Here is a 13,334-nt window from a genome sequence, read left to right as displayed (position 1 = left end):
CGTCACCCCTTGGCCGCTTTACCTCACCCGCATCCCGCTATACTGCTGACCCGCGCGCAATAGCTAGGTGTCTCATGGCCAACGATCTATTTAACAGCTTCATGACCGGTCCCGATGAAAAGGGCCGCTTTGGCGATTTCGGCGGACGGTTTGTTTCAGAAACGCTGATGCCGCTGATCCTTGAATTGGAGCAGCAGTATGAACATGCCAAAACAGATGAAACATTCTGGGCCGAGATGCATGATCTGTGGACACATTACGTCGGCCGCCCCAGCCCGCTTTACTTTGCAGAACGCCTGACAGAGCATCTGGGCGGGGCCAAGATTTACCTTAAGCGTGATGAGCTTAACCATACTGGGGCGCATAAGATCAATAACGTGCTGGGTCAGATCATTCTGGCGCGCCGCATGGGCAAAACCCGGATTATCGCTGAAACCGGCGCCGGGCAGCACGGTGTGGCGACAGCAACGGTTTGTGCGAAATTCGGCTTGAAATGCGTGGTCTACATGGGCGCGCATGACGTAGAGCGTCAGGCCCCTAACGTGTTTCGGATGCGCTTGCTGGGCGCCGAGGTGGTGCCGGTGACATCCGGGCGCGGCACGCTCAAGGATGCAATGAATGATGCGCTGCGTGATTGGGTCACCAATGTGCGCGACACGTTTTACTGCATTGGCACGGTGGCTGGGCCACACCCATACCCTGCGATGGTACGTGATTTTCAGGCCATTATTGGCAAGGAAACCAAAGAACAGATGCATGCCGCCGAAGGGCGTTTGCCTGATACATTGATTGCCGCGATTGGCGGTGGGTCTAACGCGATGGGCCTTTTTTATCCTTTCCTTGATGACAAGGACGTCAACATCATTGGTGTCGAAGCAGGCGGCAAGGGCGTGAACGCCAAGATGGAACATTGCGCGTCACTGACGGGCGGTCGCCCCGGTGTCTTGCATGGCAATCGCACTTACCTGCTGCAGGATGATGTGGGTCAGATTCTAGAAGGGTTCAGCATTTCGGCGGGCCTCGATTATCCCGGTATCGGGCCAGAGCATGCCTGGCTGCACGAGATTGGCCGCGCGCAATATGTGGCGATTACCGATGTCGAAGCGTTGGAAGCGTTCCAACTATGCTGCGCGCAAGAGGGGATCATTCCTGCGCTTGAACCATCCCACGCCTTGGCACATGTGATGAAAATCGCACCCGATCTGCCCAAAGATCATCTGTTGGTGATGAATATGTGCGGGCGCGGGGACAAGGACATCTTTACCGTGGCAAAGCACCTCGGCTTTGACATGGACTCCTGAAAAGAGCGCCTAAACTTTGGTTTAGGCGCGTCTTTCTTAGGTTTACCTCTCGCGATTAAACCGATGATAAATGGTATGACCGCCCGCGATCCGCTTTTCTTAAGGCATCGGGGCGCTGACTGTCGGCACCCTTTGCAACAAAGGATCGAGAGATGAGAAAGATTTTGCTGTCCACCACCGCCGCCATTCTGATTGGGTCGGGCGCCGCTCACGCGCAGTCAATTGCCGAGCAGGTCATCACCCAGTTGCAGAGCGAAGGCTATGAAAGCATCGAAGTCACCCAAGGGCCAAATCAGGTCAAAGTTGAAGCCATCCGCAACGGCCGCAAGTTGGAAGTCATCTATGATGCCGCCACCGGGGCTGTCCTGAAGCAAGAGGTCTCTGATGTTGACGAAGACGATAGCTTTAGTCCTGGCGTCAAGCTCGACACTGACGATGAAGATTTCCTTGACGACGAAGATGATGAAGACGACGACGACGACGACGACGACGACGACGACGAAGACGATGAAGATGATGAAGATGACGACGAAGATGATGAAGATGATGAAGATGACGACGAAGACGATGAAGACGACGACGAAGATGATGACGAAGACGATGATGAAGATGACGACGAAGATGATGACGATGATGACGAAGACGATGACGAGTAAGCATCTGCATTCGGCAGGCAAACCGTCTTTGCCCATTCACGCGTAGGCGTCATAAAGGGACGATGATGATCAAACGCCTTGCCATATGTTTTGCACTTGCTGGGACGCCGCAGTTTGCGGCGGCCCAATCCGTGCAGGATCAGATCGTGTCGCAGCTTCGGGCACAGGGGTTTTCGGAAATTACGCTGAACCGCACGTGGCTTGGCCGCGTGCGGGTCATTGCCATGCGTGATGATCTGCGGCGGGAATTGGTTTTCAATCCGCAAACCGGTGAAATCCTGCGCGACTACTGGCGCAGCATTGACGATGATGACGACGGGCCACGTTTGTTCAACCCCGGCAGCAGTGGCGGTGGCTCGGGTGGTTCTGGTTCATCGGGCGGTGGTGACGGTAATGAAGATGGCCCATCTGGTGATGGCGACGAAGAAGATGACGACGAAGACGACGACGAAGACGATGATGACGATGACGATGACGATGACGATGATGACGAAGATGACGATGAAAGCTAGTGCCGCGCAGGCTTAGGGAGGGATCTTAGTGAAAGGACAAAAGATCGTCCTTGTCATTGTTATCGTGCAGGTTTTCTGCGCGATTTTTTTCGTTTCCCAAATCCTGGCTTCGGTCTTGGGTGTTGCCCCGCTTAGCTGGCGGGTTCATGAATTGATCGAACTAGGGGCCGCACTTGGTCTGCTGCTGGGGGTCGGGCTGGGCTGGATCGTGCTACGCCGCACAATGGCGCGCAACATCGCGGTTGAAGATCAACTGCGTCTCGCATCTGGTGCCTTTCTGGAGGTCATGGAAGAGCGGTTCACCCAATGGGATCTGACCCCTGCCGAACGTGACGTCGCACTGTTTGCCATCAAGGGTATGTCGACGCAAGAAATCGCAGGCCTGCGAGATGTGAGCGAAGGCACGGTGAAGGCCCAGACCAATGCGATCTATCGCAAATCGGGCGTTTCGGGGCGCTCCCAACTTCTGAGCCTCTTTATCGAGGATCTGATGGAAGCCACCTGATCAGTTCAGGTCATCGGCCTGCGCATGGGCACGCAGAACATCAATCGGTACAATCTCAAGTGCGCGCACATGGGTGGCATGCAGGTTTACATGTGGGGCACAGCCTTCTTCGTGGGCCTGCAGGAACCGACTGGCGCAAAGGCACCAACTATCGCCTGCCTTCAGACCTGCAAAGCCGAACTCTGTTCGTGGTGTGCTCAAATCGTTACCGACATATTTCGAGAAGGCGAGAAACTCAGCCGTCATGACCGCGCAGACGGTATGACTACCTTGATCGGCCGCGCAGGTATCGCAGGCCCCATTGCGAAAGAAACCGGTCATCGGATCAGTTGAACACGGGGCAAGGGCGCTGCCCAGAACGTTGAATGACGGGTCTTTTTCCATACGATTGTGGCCTTTCTTCGGTTCTTTAGCACTTAGCGCAGGTCATGCGCCGGCCCAGTCAATCCAGCGGCCATGAAAATCAGCACGCCCGAGGTTCAGTGTCACATCTCCGGGCCAAAGCCGCAACGTCAGCGCCGCACCCCGTTCGCCGCCGTCATTTTCCATGCCGAACCAGGCAAGGGGTGACTGTTCTGTCGCCTGCGCTCCGGCGGCGGCGATCATCGCAGCCCCTTCGGCCTGTTTGGTTGCGGGGAAATACTGCCAAGCGACGGTACTATAGATCAGATGTGTCTGACCGTGTTGGTGGGGCAATCGGTCTGCCAGCCAGTCAATTGCGTCGCTTTGGTCAACGGGTGTCGTCGCCGCCGCAATGGCCGCGCGCGTCAAGGCCAGGCGGTCGGGCTGATCGGGCCAAAGATAGGCTTGTAGGCGCAAAGCGTGCTCTGGGTTGCCGGGGTCGAGCGGGTTAAGGTCGACACCGGCGCGATTTGCAACAGACGGCGGGGTCGTGGGTGGCAGGGGGCCTGTCCAATCCGGCGTTAGCGTCAGGGCAGGGGTATTGCTGCCAAAGCGTTGGCCCGCAATGTCCAGCGCATAGCTGTCCCAATGCAGGTTCAGGCCACCGCTCGCCCCCAGTTCTGACGTGCGCACCGGCAGCCCAAACCGATCCGCAATCACATGCCCTGCCGCGATCAGCGTGGCTGCGCGGCGGACCTCATTGGTTTGTGGTGGGCTGTTGAGCCATGCATCGATATGCACCGCCTCGCCATGCAGGGTGCTAGCGATCGCCGCCCAAAGCGTTTGATCATCAACCTCTTGAGATGGATACACCTTTGCAAGCCCACTGTGCCCTTGCAGATGCAAGGCATGCAACGCGCCCGCCAATCGTAGCGGCACGGATTGGCCACGTGGGCTGATGTCACCCTCCCAAGTGAAGATACGCGTGGTCACTGGCCCTTTGGGCCAAGGCATGTCTGCACATGCCTGCATCAACCGGCCCATAAAGGGTGATCCAAGGTTGGCGCAGGCCTTTGCCTGAAACGCAAATGCCTCGCGGATATGGTCCGGTGTCACCGGAACCGGTCCACGAGTTTTTGCAAGCCCGAGCGCGTGTCTGGCTCCGGCTCGGGTGCGGGATTTTCTGCTTTCGGCTTTGGTGCTGATTTCGACGACCGGGGCGGCGCAACGCGCAGCGCAATCGCATTGAGGAACTTGCCGCCGTCACCATCAATCAAATGGGCAATTCCGTCGCTGATCCCACGCAGTTCATCATCTAGCCATTCCGCGTCAGCCTTGGGAAAGTCGCGCAGCACATAACCGGGAACGGCATCCTTGTGGCCCGGATGGCCGACCCCCATGCGCACGCGGTCATAATCAGGGCCGATGTGCCCATGAACAGAGCGCAATCCATTGTGGCCCGCATGCCCGCCGCCGGTCTTCAGGCGTACCTTGCCGGGGGCCAGATCAATTTCATCATGAAAGACAATCACGTCGTCGGGCGAGAGTTTGAGATAGCGCATCGCCTCACCAACCGACTGGCCAGAGAGGTTCATGAAGGTTTCGGGTTTAAGTAGAGTGACGCGTTCCGACCCAAAGCGACCATCGCAGGTCTGGCCCTGAAACTTATTGCGCCACCCGGCAAAGCCGTGATCTGACGCAATGCGATCCATCGCCATAAAGCCGATGTTGTGACGGTTCTGGGCGTATTTCGCCCCGGGATTTCCAAGACCAACAAGTAATTTCATGGGCTCTATCTATCGGATGCCGCGCTGCAGCGCCAGACGTGCTTTGGTGATGTTTAGTTGCGCTGGACGAACAAAAGGCCGCTCTTGTCGGTCTTGATCTGCCAGTCAGCGGAGTGACCATCGAAAACCTCTTTGAAACCGCCCATGTTGGAACGTTCATCCGCAATCAACGCCCAGCCACCCGGCACCACACAATTAATAAGGCGTTTGAGTGCGGTCAGACGCGGAGCTTCGGGCAGCATGTGCAATGTGCGGTCGATCAACAGAACATCGAAAGACCCCATGGGCTCGTAGGTGCTGATGTCGGCAACGATGCCTTCTATGGGCAGGTCTTCTTTCTTTGCCGCTGCATTGAGGTCACGAATGCCCATCGGCGAAAGGTCAACGCCAATGACGCGATGCCCTGCGCGCGCGATAAAGATCGCGTCGCGCCCTTGTCCGCAACCGATGTCCAAAACACGCAGTTGTTCATCTTTGAAGGCCGCAAAGAAGTGGACAAACGCTTTGGTTGGTGCGCCAAGCGCATCGGGCTGCGCGCCATATAATTCATCGTAGTTATACGCCATGGTTCAGCGTACCAGCCCGCAAAAGAATGGTCTAAGTCATTCCGCAAAACAAAAGGGCACCCCATCGGGATGCCCTTTCATCAACACATAGGTGTTGATTATTCTTCTTCGGCAGCGTCTTCGTCGCCAGTTGTTGGCACTTCGTCAGCCGCGACTTCTTCGCCCTCTTCCTCATCATCGGCCAGCAAGGCACGTGGTGCCTGCACGTTGGCAATGACAAAGTCACGGTCGGTGATCGCAGGTGTCGCACCTTCGGGCAGTGAGACGTCGCTGATGGAAATGGTGTCGCCGATTTCGACTGCGGCCAGATCAATCTCGATGTTATCTGGGATGTCGCCAGCCAGAACGTTCAATTCGACTTCGTTGCGTACAACAGTCAGAACGCCACCTTTTTTCACGCCGGGGCAAGTGTCCGCATTCAGGAACTCAACCGGGATAAAGATGTTCACACGGCTTGTACGCTTCAGGCGCATCAGGTCGATGTGAGTTGGCAGGTCCTTGACCACGTCGCGCTGAACGCCACGGCAGATAACGCGCACGTCTTCCTGACCCTCAATCTTGAGGTTGTGCAGCGTGGACATAAAGCCACCCTTGCGCAGTTTTGTCAGAAGGTAGTTGAATGGGATGTTGATGGATTGCGGGTCTGCGCCGCCACCATAAACAATGCCAGGTACGTCGCCTTCACGGCGAGCTTGGCGGGCGGCCCCCTTGCCTGTCCCCGCGCGTACCTTGGCGTTAAGATCTGGGATCTTTCCAGCCATAGTAATATTCCTTAATGTAGGGGCCCGCCTCCAAGGGTGTCCGAGCCCGATGAAGCCCGCCGTATAGGGCCATTGTGACAGTTTGAAAAGAGGTTTTATCGGACAAGACCGCTTTGGAACTTGCTTTGGAAAGATTTGCATTCCACCCATAGCGTCATGTCTATTCTCAGCGCCCTTTATCTGTCCCGCCGCCCTGCCACAGCCTTTGTGATCATTGGCCTGTTCTGGGGGTGCTTTGCGGCCTATGTGCCTGTGTTCAAGGATCAGCTTGGCGCTTCAGACGCGCTTTTTGGCACGCTGCTGTTGGGATCGGCCACCGGGCTGGTGTCAGCCATGTGGTTGGCCCCGCATGCCGACAGGATATTGGGTGCGCGGGGGATGCAGGTTGGGGCAGTGTTTCTTGCGATTGCTTGGCTGCTGCCCGGCGCGATGACTGTGCCTGTGTTCTTTGCCATGGCTATGGGGCTTGTTGGGTTGGCATCAGGTCTGCTCGATGTGGTGATGAATGCACGGGTGAGCGAGCTTGAAGCGAAACACGACCGCCCGTTGATGAATGCAAACCATGCGATGTTTTCCGTGGCCTATGCGGTTGGCGCGCTGATCGTCGGTGCAGCCCGCGAAGTAGGGCTGCCCCCAATTCTAGTCTTTGCCGGAGTAGGTGTGGTTGTGTTGACCCTGACGCTGTTCATCCGCATGGATTTCACCGTAGTCGAAGCCGAGGACGGGTACGATGGCGGCTACCCTCTTTGGCCCATCGCGCTTTGCGGCGCAATCGTGCTGGTGGCCTTTATGTCCGAGGCCACGGTCGAGGCATGGTCTGCCCTGCATGTCGAACGCACATTGGGCGGTGGGGCGGCTGAGGGGGCTTTTGGCCCGGCAATGTTGGGGATCACCATGGCGATTGGTCGGTTCTCGGGGCAAGTAGTGGCCGAACGATTGCGCGAGATCCCGGTTGTGATTGGTGCGGCGTTTATCTCGGCATCGGGGGCTGTGATTGCGGCCTTCGCGCCGACGCCGATGGTGGCCTACCTGGGCTTTGGTATTCTTGGGCTAGGCGTGTCGGTGATCGGACCGATGGGATTGGCGCTGGTGGGCAAGCTGGTTGCACCGCATCTGCGGACCGAGGCGATCAGCCGAACAGCGGTGATTGGCTTTTCGGGATTTTTCTTTGCACCCGTGATGATGGGGTTGATTTCCGAGGCCTTCGGGCTGCGGATCGCATTTCTGGGGGTGGCCGTGCTGTTGTCAGTTGCGGTGCCTTTGGCACTTGCAGTGCGACGTTTGCCGCGCGTGACGACCCGGCAAGGCAGCTAAGGCACCCGGTAAAAAAACAGGGCAGACACCGCAATGGTGCTGCCCTGTTTTCAAACGGTCACGCGTTCACGTGAATGTTCTTTGATCGCTGCACCGCGTATTGCGCCGCAAAGATCTGTAACTCTTAGTCAGATTCGTTGACTGCTGCAGCAATCAGAAGAGCAGCCAGAACACCCAGAACGATGTATGTTGGGCTTACAGAGGATGTAGGCTCTGCCATTGGCTCTTCCATGACAACTGGTGGTTCCATAACTTCTGGTGCCATGCCGCCAGCGAAAGCGGATGTGGACAGAACTGCGATGGATGCAGCAGCGGCGACTGTTGTGGTGATGCGCATAGGTGATACTCCTTAAACTTCTTTTGCGTGGCAGGACGCGCAGCAGACAGCAACGCACCAAATCCGATTGCACCTTTATCTGTGCCAGCGGAATGGTCAATGATTACATGCGTATATATCGCAAATTCAGGGCATTTTTCGCGTATTTGTAACCTTAGAGCCGCGTGAAAGTGAGGAAATGCAGTGAATTAGGCATGTGGCGATTTCTTGCTCAATGCAACCGTAGGGGTGAGGTTAAGCCCACCGTCCGGCGAAATCTTTGGGCACAAGCAGCACATCTTTGTCCAATGTCGTCACATCACGGCGCCCACACAGGGCCATTGTGGTGTCCAGTTCTTTGTGGATCACCTCAAGCGCTGTGGTCACGCCTTTCTCGCCCATCGCGCCAAGCCCGTTGACGAAAGCGCGCCCGATATAGGTGCCCTTGGCCCCCATCGCGAGCGCTTTGAGCACGTCCTGACCAGAGCGAATGCCGCTATCAAGGTGGACCTCAACCTTGTCGCCCACCGCATCAATGATCTCGGGCAGAGCACGGATAGAGGACAAAGCCCCGTCCAACTGTCGGCCGCCGTGGTTGGATACGATGATCGCATCTGCGCCCAGCTCTGCTGCCTTGCGTGCATCATCGGCATCCAGAATTCCCTTGAGGATCACCGGACCGCCCCACATCTTCATCAGTTGCGCAACACGGGCCCAGTCAAGTGCTGAGTCAAAGGCCTCTGCCGTCCATGAGGCCAGCGAAGAGGGATCAGACACGCCCTTGGCATGGCCCACAATGTTGCCAAAGAAGCGCCGTTTGGTTTGCAGCATCTCAAGACCCCAAGGCACTTTGGTGGCTAGATTGGCCATGCTGGCAAGCGTGAATTTTGGCGGCGCAGACAGCCCGTTCTTAAGGTCTTTGTGTCGTTGCCCCATGATCTGCAAATCCAGCGTGATTATCATCGCTGAACACCCCGCATCGCGGGCACGGTCAAACAACCGCTGCATGAAGTCATCATCCTTCAAGGTGTAGACCTGAAACCAGAACGGTTTTTCGGTGTTTTCGGCGACATCTTCGATGGAACAGATCGACATTGTGGACAGGGTAAATGGCACGCCAAACTTTTCGGCGGCCCTTGCTGCTTTGATTTCACCATCGGCACATTGCATGCCTGTCAGCCCAACCGGGGCCAGCGCAACAGGCATCGCCACATCCTGCCCAATCATCTGAGAGGCCGTTGTGCGGTTTGTCATATCCACGGCGATCCGCTGGCGCAGACGGATCAGATCAAAGTCAGAGGTATTTTCGCGAAATGTCTGCTCGGTCCAACTGCCGCTTTCAGCGTAGTCATAGAACATCTTGGGCGTCCGGCGCTTATGCAGACGCTTGAGATCAGCGATTGTCGTGATGACCGGCATTGGCAATCCTCAAAATTGGTAATTTATTCTTACCAGTTTGAGAGTTTCAGCGCAAGACCATCAGCCGCGGTGGGTGCCATCTGCCAGTGACTTCACGAAGGCCAGCACATCGGGGACGCTCTCACCTGCGCCGATCTTTTCCACGATGGCAGAACCCACAACAGCGCCGTCAGCGATTTTTGCTATGGCCTCGGCGGCGTCAGGTGTCTTGATACCAAAACCTACGATCACGGGCAGGTCAGTCTGGGATTTGATCCGGGCGACCTCTGGTGCAACATCATTTGCCTGCGCCTCGGCCGCGCCGGTAATCCCGGTGACAGATACGTAATAGACAAAGCCAGAGGTGTTTTGCAGGACGGTCGGCAGACGTGCGTCGTCCGTGGTGGGTGTCGCTAGCCGAATAAAGTTGATGCCCATCTTTTGGGCCGGAATGCAAAGTTCATCATCTTCCTCGGGTGGCAGATCGACAATGATCAACCCGTCAATGCCTGCGGCCTTGGCGTCGGCCAGAAACGCATCAACACCACGCGAATAGATCGGGTTATAGTAGCCCATCATGACAATCGGGGTCACATCGTCGTCTTTGCGCAGCTCGCGGGCGTACTCCAGGGTCTTTTCCAGATCCTGCCCCGCGTCCAGCGCACGCTGCCCGGCCAATTGAATGGTGGGACCATCGGCCATCGGATCGGTGAAAGGCATGCCAAGCTCGATGATATCGACACCAGCGCCGGGCAGACCTTTGACGATCTCAAGCCCGGTGTCATAGTTGGTGTCCCCGGCCATGACATAGGCCACAAATGCCTTCTTTCCGTCGGCACGCAATTGCGCAAATTTGGCGTCGATTCTGCTCATCATCATCCCCGGTCTGCAAACTTAGTGTGGTTTGCTTGATGTGCGGGGGAAAATCAATGGGGCTTGCGCCGCTTGCGCCCGGCCCCCACGCCGCCTAGAAGCGCGGCAAGCATCAAAGGAGAGCCGCCATGGGTTTCAAAATGGGTATTGTGGGTTTGCCAAATGTCGGCAAATCGACCCTGTTCAACGCGTTGACGAAAACCGCTGCCGCGCAGGCTGCGAATTTCCCGTTCTGCACGATTGAGCCCAACGTCGGCGACGTCGCCGTGCCTGATGCGCGATTGGACAAACTGGCCGAGATTGCCAGCTCTAAGCAGATCATTCCAACGCGCATGACCTTTGTGGACATCGCCGGGTTGGTGAAAGGCGCGAGCCAGGGCGAGGGCCTTGGCAACCAGTTCCTTGCCAACATCCGCGAATGTGATGCCATCGCCCATGTGCTGCGTTGCTTTGAAGATGATGACATCACCCATGTGGATGGCCGTGTTGATCCGGTCGCGGATGCCGATGTGATTGAAACGGAACTGATGCTCTCTGATCTGGAATCCATCGAAAAGCGGATGCAGAACCTGACCCGCAAGGTGCGCGGTGGTGACAAAGAGGCGGTGCAGCAAGCCCGCCTGCTTGAGATGGCGCAGGCCGCCTTGGAAGACGGCAAACCGGCCCGCGTGGTCGCGGTGGATGCCGAAGACGCCAAGGCGTGGAAAATGCTGCAATTGCTGACCACCAAACCTGTGCTTTACGTCTGCAACGTTGAAGAAGACAGCGCTGGCACCGGCAACAGCCAATCCACCCGCGTGGCCGAGATGGCCGCAGCGCAGGGCAATTCCCATGTTGTGATCTCGGCCCGGATTGAAGAAGAAATCAGCCAGTTGGAAGCTGATGAGGCTGAGATGTTTCTGGGCGAGATGGGCTTGGAAGAAGCAGGCCTCGACCGGTTGATACGCGCGGGTTATGAGCTGCTGCATTTGCAAACCTACTTTACCGTTGGCCCGAAAGAGGCGCGCGCGTGGACTATCAAGGCGGGCACATCTGCGCCCCAAGCCGCTGGTGTGATTCACGGCGATTTTGAGCGCGGGTTCATCCGCGCCGAAACCATCGCCTATGATGATTTTGTGACATTGGGCGGCGAACAACCGGCCAAAGAAGCCGGCAAGATGCGGGCCGAGGGTAAGGCTTACATCGTCAAAGACGGCGACGTGATGCACTTCTTGTTCAACACCTAAGCAGATATTGATGCACGGGGTACACGTTCGCATATGCAGGGTGGCTTAGGAGCCCCCGCAATGTTTCAGACCAAAATCCGTAAAGTTGGCAATTCCGCTGTCTTGACCCTGTCAAGAGAGGTGCTTGCCCCGTTGGACGCCCGGAACGCGCGATGGTGCATTGCTGGAAATGGGGTGCGCGTGGCCTCTCAACCTTTGGGCATATGGCGAACCTGATCTTTTTGACCTGGCGGCGGGTTATGCTTTTGGCATCGCCAAGGCGCATGCATTCATGGACGGCAATAAGCGTACGGCATTCCAGACGGCTTTTGTTTTTCTCTACTTGAACGGCGTAGATTTTCACGCGCCTGATGGGGAAGTTGTGACCATGATGGAAGGTCTCGCCGAGGACACAGTGCCGGAAGCGGAATTTGCCCGCTGGTTGCGTCAGATCCAAAACTAGCTCCCGCACCTTTGCCATACTCTTGCCCGAATGGGTGGTCAGCGTTGCCATGACTGCCAGAAAAGGAGAGTTTGCAATGAACTGTTTACGTCTTTCAGGGGCTTTGATCATGATGGCCGGGCTTGCGGCCTGTTCTGGCCCGACGCTGTCTTCCCAATCCTATCCGGGCCGAACCAACGTCGAAGTGATGAGCGCTGACGGTGTTACGGCACGCCGCTATGCATGCCAATCGACAGCGAACGCCGCTAGCGCGCATCGCTACGTTGATGGTGCGATCCTTGAGGCGCAAAACCGTTTTGCTCGCGAAAGCGGTGGCGGGTTTGCCTCTGGTCTTGGTGCCAAGGCAGAGGTGAACGCCGAAATCGCCCGCATCTCGCGTAATGTCGAGGCAGAGTATCGCTGTGCATTGTTGGGTAGCCGGGACAGCCGACAGGTTAATCCATTCGGCTAATCTGTCGTTGGCGCATCACTGCGCAGCTGCCGTTTGATCTTGTCCACCCGCTCTGGCGAGAGGGTCGGCGCGGCCTCTTGCATCTTGCGACCTTTGTCCTCGGCGCCAGCGATCAGGTCGTGCATATGCTGGGCCTCCGGCAGGTTCTTCCAGTATTTCTTGGGCATTTCAGAAGTCATCGCGCTGACCTTGAGCCGGGCCGGGTTGAAAATATTGCAGAAATACGTCCCCCAAAGTGCCTCTGCTGCGTCCTTCGGTAAATCGGGCTTTGGTTGGCCGGGGTGAAACGAAAGGTGCCCATCGACGAATTGCGCGGTGACATCCGGGGTTGCGATCATCCAATCCATATCGGCAAACCGCCGGGCAAAGAACGGGGCGGCAGGTTCGACGCTGTGATGTATCGGCTCAAACCATGCGGCAAAACTGCGCCGCGCTCCGCCCTGACGCAGATCGCGAAAGCGCACAAAGGCCTTCATCTTGTGTTTGCAGCGATGCACGCCTTTTTCCATCTGACGCAACTTGGACAGTTCTGGATCGGCGCGGTCCTGCATCAATCCGGTTTCATGCCGCAACCGCCAAAGCAGCGCATAAAGCCGGGCAAAGCGTTGCGGGTCTTTGTGCCAGGCGACAGTATTGGCGAGGCTCACAAAACTTTGCGGGGCCTTGATCCGCCGGGTCAGTGGCGGCAGTGGAGTGGCGGGGGCAAACAGTTCTTCCGTCTCAGCGTCAAAATTCCACAGCACATCCGCTGGCGACACGCCAGCGCCGACCAAACGCTTGGCCGCATCACGCCAAGCCTCATCTGTGCCGATCCGGGGCAGGGGCACTGTGTACATCACAAAAGGCACAATTGTTCTGGAGGAGGGGCAAAGCGTGCGCGCAGG

The 13,334-nt window shown here is 57.0% G+C and carries 17 protein-coding genes; 8 read left to right on the top strand and 9 right to left on the bottom strand.

The window, feature by feature from the left end; translation table 11 throughout:
* Nucleotides 1-74 precede the first annotated feature (74 nt).
* From trpB to DHN10_RS10920, 4 genes are all read left to right on the top strand, one after another.
* Complete coding sequence (gene trpB, locus DHN10_RS10935; RefSeq protein ID WP_108815364.1) at nucleotides 75-1,301, top strand: tryptophan synthase subunit beta; 1,227 nt, start codon at nucleotides 75-77, stop codon at nucleotides 1,299-1,301.
* 152 nt (nucleotides 1,302-1,453) lie between these two features.
* Nucleotides 1,454-1,957, top strand: a complete 504-nt coding sequence (locus DHN10_RS19895; protein ID WP_199910662.1) for a PepSY domain-containing protein — start codon at nucleotides 1,454-1,456, stop codon at nucleotides 1,955-1,957.
* A gap of 65 nt (nucleotides 1,958-2,022) precedes the next feature.
* A complete protein-coding gene (locus DHN10_RS10925; protein WP_159086979.1) occupies nucleotides 2,023-2,469 on the top strand; it encodes a hypothetical protein in 447 nt (148 codons plus the stop codon).
* 28 nt (nucleotides 2,470-2,497) lie between these two features.
* Complete coding sequence (locus DHN10_RS10920) at nucleotides 2,498-2,974, top strand: helix-turn-helix transcriptional regulator (RefSeq protein ID WP_108815362.1); 477 nt, start codon at nucleotides 2,498-2,500, stop codon at nucleotides 2,972-2,974.
* Here the strand turns inward: DHN10_RS10920 and DHN10_RS10915 are convergent, their stop codons facing one another.
* The 5 genes from DHN10_RS10915 to DHN10_RS10895 form a co-directional block, all read right to left on the bottom strand.
* Nucleotides 2,975-3,358, bottom strand: coding sequence for a DUF2237 family protein (locus tag DHN10_RS10915; RefSeq protein ID WP_108815361.1), 384 nt, complete (start codon nucleotides 3,356-3,358; stop codon nucleotides 2,975-2,977).
* Between the two features lie 42 nt (nucleotides 3,359-3,400).
* Nucleotides 3,401-4,432, bottom strand: coding sequence for a DUF2332 domain-containing protein (locus tag DHN10_RS10910; RefSeq protein ID WP_108815360.1), 1,032 nt, complete (start codon nucleotides 4,430-4,432; stop codon nucleotides 3,401-3,403).
* Nucleotides 4,429-5,103, bottom strand: a complete 675-nt coding sequence (gene pth / locus DHN10_RS10905) for an aminoacyl-tRNA hydrolase (RefSeq protein WP_108815359.1) — start codon at nucleotides 5,101-5,103, stop codon at nucleotides 4,429-4,431. Before pth ends, DHN10_RS10910 begins: the two co-directional genes overlap by 4 nt.
* 53 nt (nucleotides 5,104-5,156) lie before the next feature.
* Nucleotides 5,157-5,669 carry a class I SAM-dependent methyltransferase gene (locus tag DHN10_RS10900; protein WP_108815358.1) on the bottom strand — a complete coding sequence of 171 codons (513 nt, stop codon included), beginning with the start codon at nucleotides 5,667-5,669 and terminating at the stop codon, nucleotides 5,157-5,159.
* Nucleotides 5,670-5,767: 98 nt separating this feature from the next.
* Nucleotides 5,768-6,430 (bottom strand): 50S ribosomal protein L25/general stress protein Ctc, encoded by a 663-nt coding sequence (locus tag DHN10_RS10895; RefSeq protein WP_108815357.1) that lies wholly within the window; start codon nucleotides 6,428-6,430, stop codon nucleotides 5,768-5,770.
* 156 nt (nucleotides 6,431-6,586) lie between these two features.
* On the opposite strand from DHN10_RS10895, the gene DHN10_RS10890 reads away from it, so the two are divergent.
* Nucleotides 6,587-7,744 (top strand): MFS transporter, encoded by a 1,158-nt coding sequence (locus DHN10_RS10890; protein WP_108815356.1) that lies wholly within the window; start codon nucleotides 6,587-6,589, stop codon nucleotides 7,742-7,744.
* A 124-nt stretch (nucleotides 7,745-7,868) separates the two neighbouring features.
* Here DHN10_RS10890 and DHN10_RS10885 read toward each other — a convergent pair whose 3' ends face one another.
* The 3 genes from DHN10_RS10885 to trpA form a co-directional block, all read right to left on the bottom strand.
* On the bottom strand, nucleotides 7,869-8,081 hold the full coding sequence (locus tag DHN10_RS10885) for a hypothetical protein (RefSeq protein ID WP_108815355.1): 213 nt from the start codon (nucleotides 8,079-8,081) through the stop codon (nucleotides 7,869-7,871).
* Between the two features lie 234 nt (nucleotides 8,082-8,315).
* On the bottom strand, nucleotides 8,316-9,479 hold the full coding sequence (locus tag DHN10_RS10880; RefSeq protein WP_108815354.1) for an alpha-hydroxy acid oxidase: 1,164 nt from the start codon (nucleotides 9,477-9,479) through the stop codon (nucleotides 8,316-8,318).
* 60 nt (nucleotides 9,480-9,539) lie between these two features.
* Complete coding sequence (gene trpA / locus DHN10_RS10875; protein WP_108815691.1) at nucleotides 9,540-10,331, bottom strand: tryptophan synthase subunit alpha; 792 nt, start codon at nucleotides 10,329-10,331, stop codon at nucleotides 9,540-9,542.
* 128 nt (nucleotides 10,332-10,459) lie between these two features.
* Between trpA and ychF the strand changes: the two genes are divergently transcribed.
* The 3 genes from ychF (at nucleotide 10,460) to DHN10_RS10855 (ending at nucleotide 12,450) form a co-directional block, all read left to right on the top strand.
* Nucleotides 10,460-11,557 (top strand): redox-regulated ATPase YchF, encoded by a 1,098-nt coding sequence (gene ychF, locus DHN10_RS10870; RefSeq protein ID WP_108815353.1) that lies wholly within the window; start codon nucleotides 10,460-10,462, stop codon nucleotides 11,555-11,557.
* 124 nt (nucleotides 11,558-11,681) lie between these two features.
* Nucleotides 11,682-11,999 (top strand): type II toxin-antitoxin system death-on-curing family toxin, encoded by a 318-nt coding sequence (locus DHN10_RS10860; protein ID WP_234417108.1) that lies wholly within the window; start codon nucleotides 11,682-11,684, stop codon nucleotides 11,997-11,999.
* A 76-nt stretch (nucleotides 12,000-12,075) separates the two neighbouring features.
* Nucleotides 12,076-12,450 carry a hypothetical protein gene (locus DHN10_RS10855; protein WP_108815351.1) on the top strand — a complete coding sequence of 125 codons (375 nt, stop codon included), beginning with the start codon at nucleotides 12,076-12,078 and terminating at the stop codon, nucleotides 12,448-12,450.
* On the opposite strand, the gene DHN10_RS10850 is transcribed toward DHN10_RS10855, so the two are convergent.
* A complete protein-coding gene (locus tag DHN10_RS10850; RefSeq protein ID WP_108815350.1) occupies nucleotides 12,447-13,286 on the bottom strand; it encodes a TIGR03915 family putative DNA repair protein in 840 nt (279 codons plus the stop codon). The genes DHN10_RS10855 and DHN10_RS10850 overlap by 4 nt on opposite strands.
* Nucleotides 13,287-13,334: the final 48 nt, after the last annotated feature.

The organism is Loktanella sp. Alg231-35, assembly GCF_900143545.1.
Classification (GTDB): domain Bacteria; phylum Pseudomonadota; class Alphaproteobacteria; order Rhodobacterales; family Rhodobacteraceae; genus Yoonia.
The sequence above is the reverse complement of the archived record's forward strand: the minus strand, read 5'-3'. Positions and strand labels throughout refer to the sequence as shown.

Coding starts and splice junctions, on each gene's coding strand:
- trpB (WP_108815364.1), top strand. CDS start 75: ATGGCCAACGATCTATTTAACAGCTTCATGACCGGTCCCGATGAAAAG.
- DHN10_RS19895 (WP_199910662.1), top strand. CDS start 1,454: ATGAGAAAGATTTTGCTGTCCACCACCGCCGCCATTCTGATTGGGTCG.
- DHN10_RS10925 (WP_159086979.1), top strand. CDS start 2,023: ATGATCAAACGCCTTGCCATATGTTTTGCACTTGCTGGGACGCCGCAG.
- DHN10_RS10915 (WP_108815361.1), bottom strand. CDS start 3,358: ATGGAAAAAGACCCGTCATTCAACGTTCTGGGCAGCGCCCTTGCCCCG.
- pth (WP_108815359.1), bottom strand. CDS start 5,103: ATGAAATTACTTGTTGGTCTTGGAAATCCCGGGGCGAAATACGCCCAG.
- DHN10_RS10900 (WP_108815358.1), bottom strand. CDS start 5,669: ATGGCGTATAACTACGATGAATTATATGGCGCGCAGCCCGATGCGCTT.
- DHN10_RS10895 (WP_108815357.1), bottom strand. CDS start 6,430: ATGGCTGGAAAGATCCCAGATCTTAACGCCAAGGTACGCGCGGGGACA.
- DHN10_RS10890 (WP_108815356.1), top strand. CDS start 6,587: ATGTCTATTCTCAGCGCCCTTTATCTGTCCCGCCGCCCTGCCACAGCC.
- DHN10_RS10885 (WP_108815355.1), bottom strand. CDS start 8,081: ATGCGCATCACCACAACAGTCGCCGCTGCTGCATCCATCGCAGTTCTG.
- DHN10_RS10880 (WP_108815354.1), bottom strand. CDS start 9,479: ATGCCGGTCATCACGACAATCGCTGATCTCAAGCGTCTGCATAAGCGC.
- trpA (WP_108815691.1), bottom strand. CDS start 10,331: ATGAGCAGAATCGACGCCAAATTTGCGCAATTGCGTGCCGACGGAAAG.
- ychF (WP_108815353.1), top strand. CDS start 10,460: ATGGGTTTCAAAATGGGTATTGTGGGTTTGCCAAATGTCGGCAAATCG.
- DHN10_RS10855 (WP_108815351.1), top strand. CDS start 12,076: ATGAACTGTTTACGTCTTTCAGGGGCTTTGATCATGATGGCCGGGCTT.
- DHN10_RS10850 (WP_108815350.1), bottom strand. CDS start 13,286: ATGTACACAGTGCCCCTGCCCCGGATCGGCACAGATGAGGCTTGGCGT.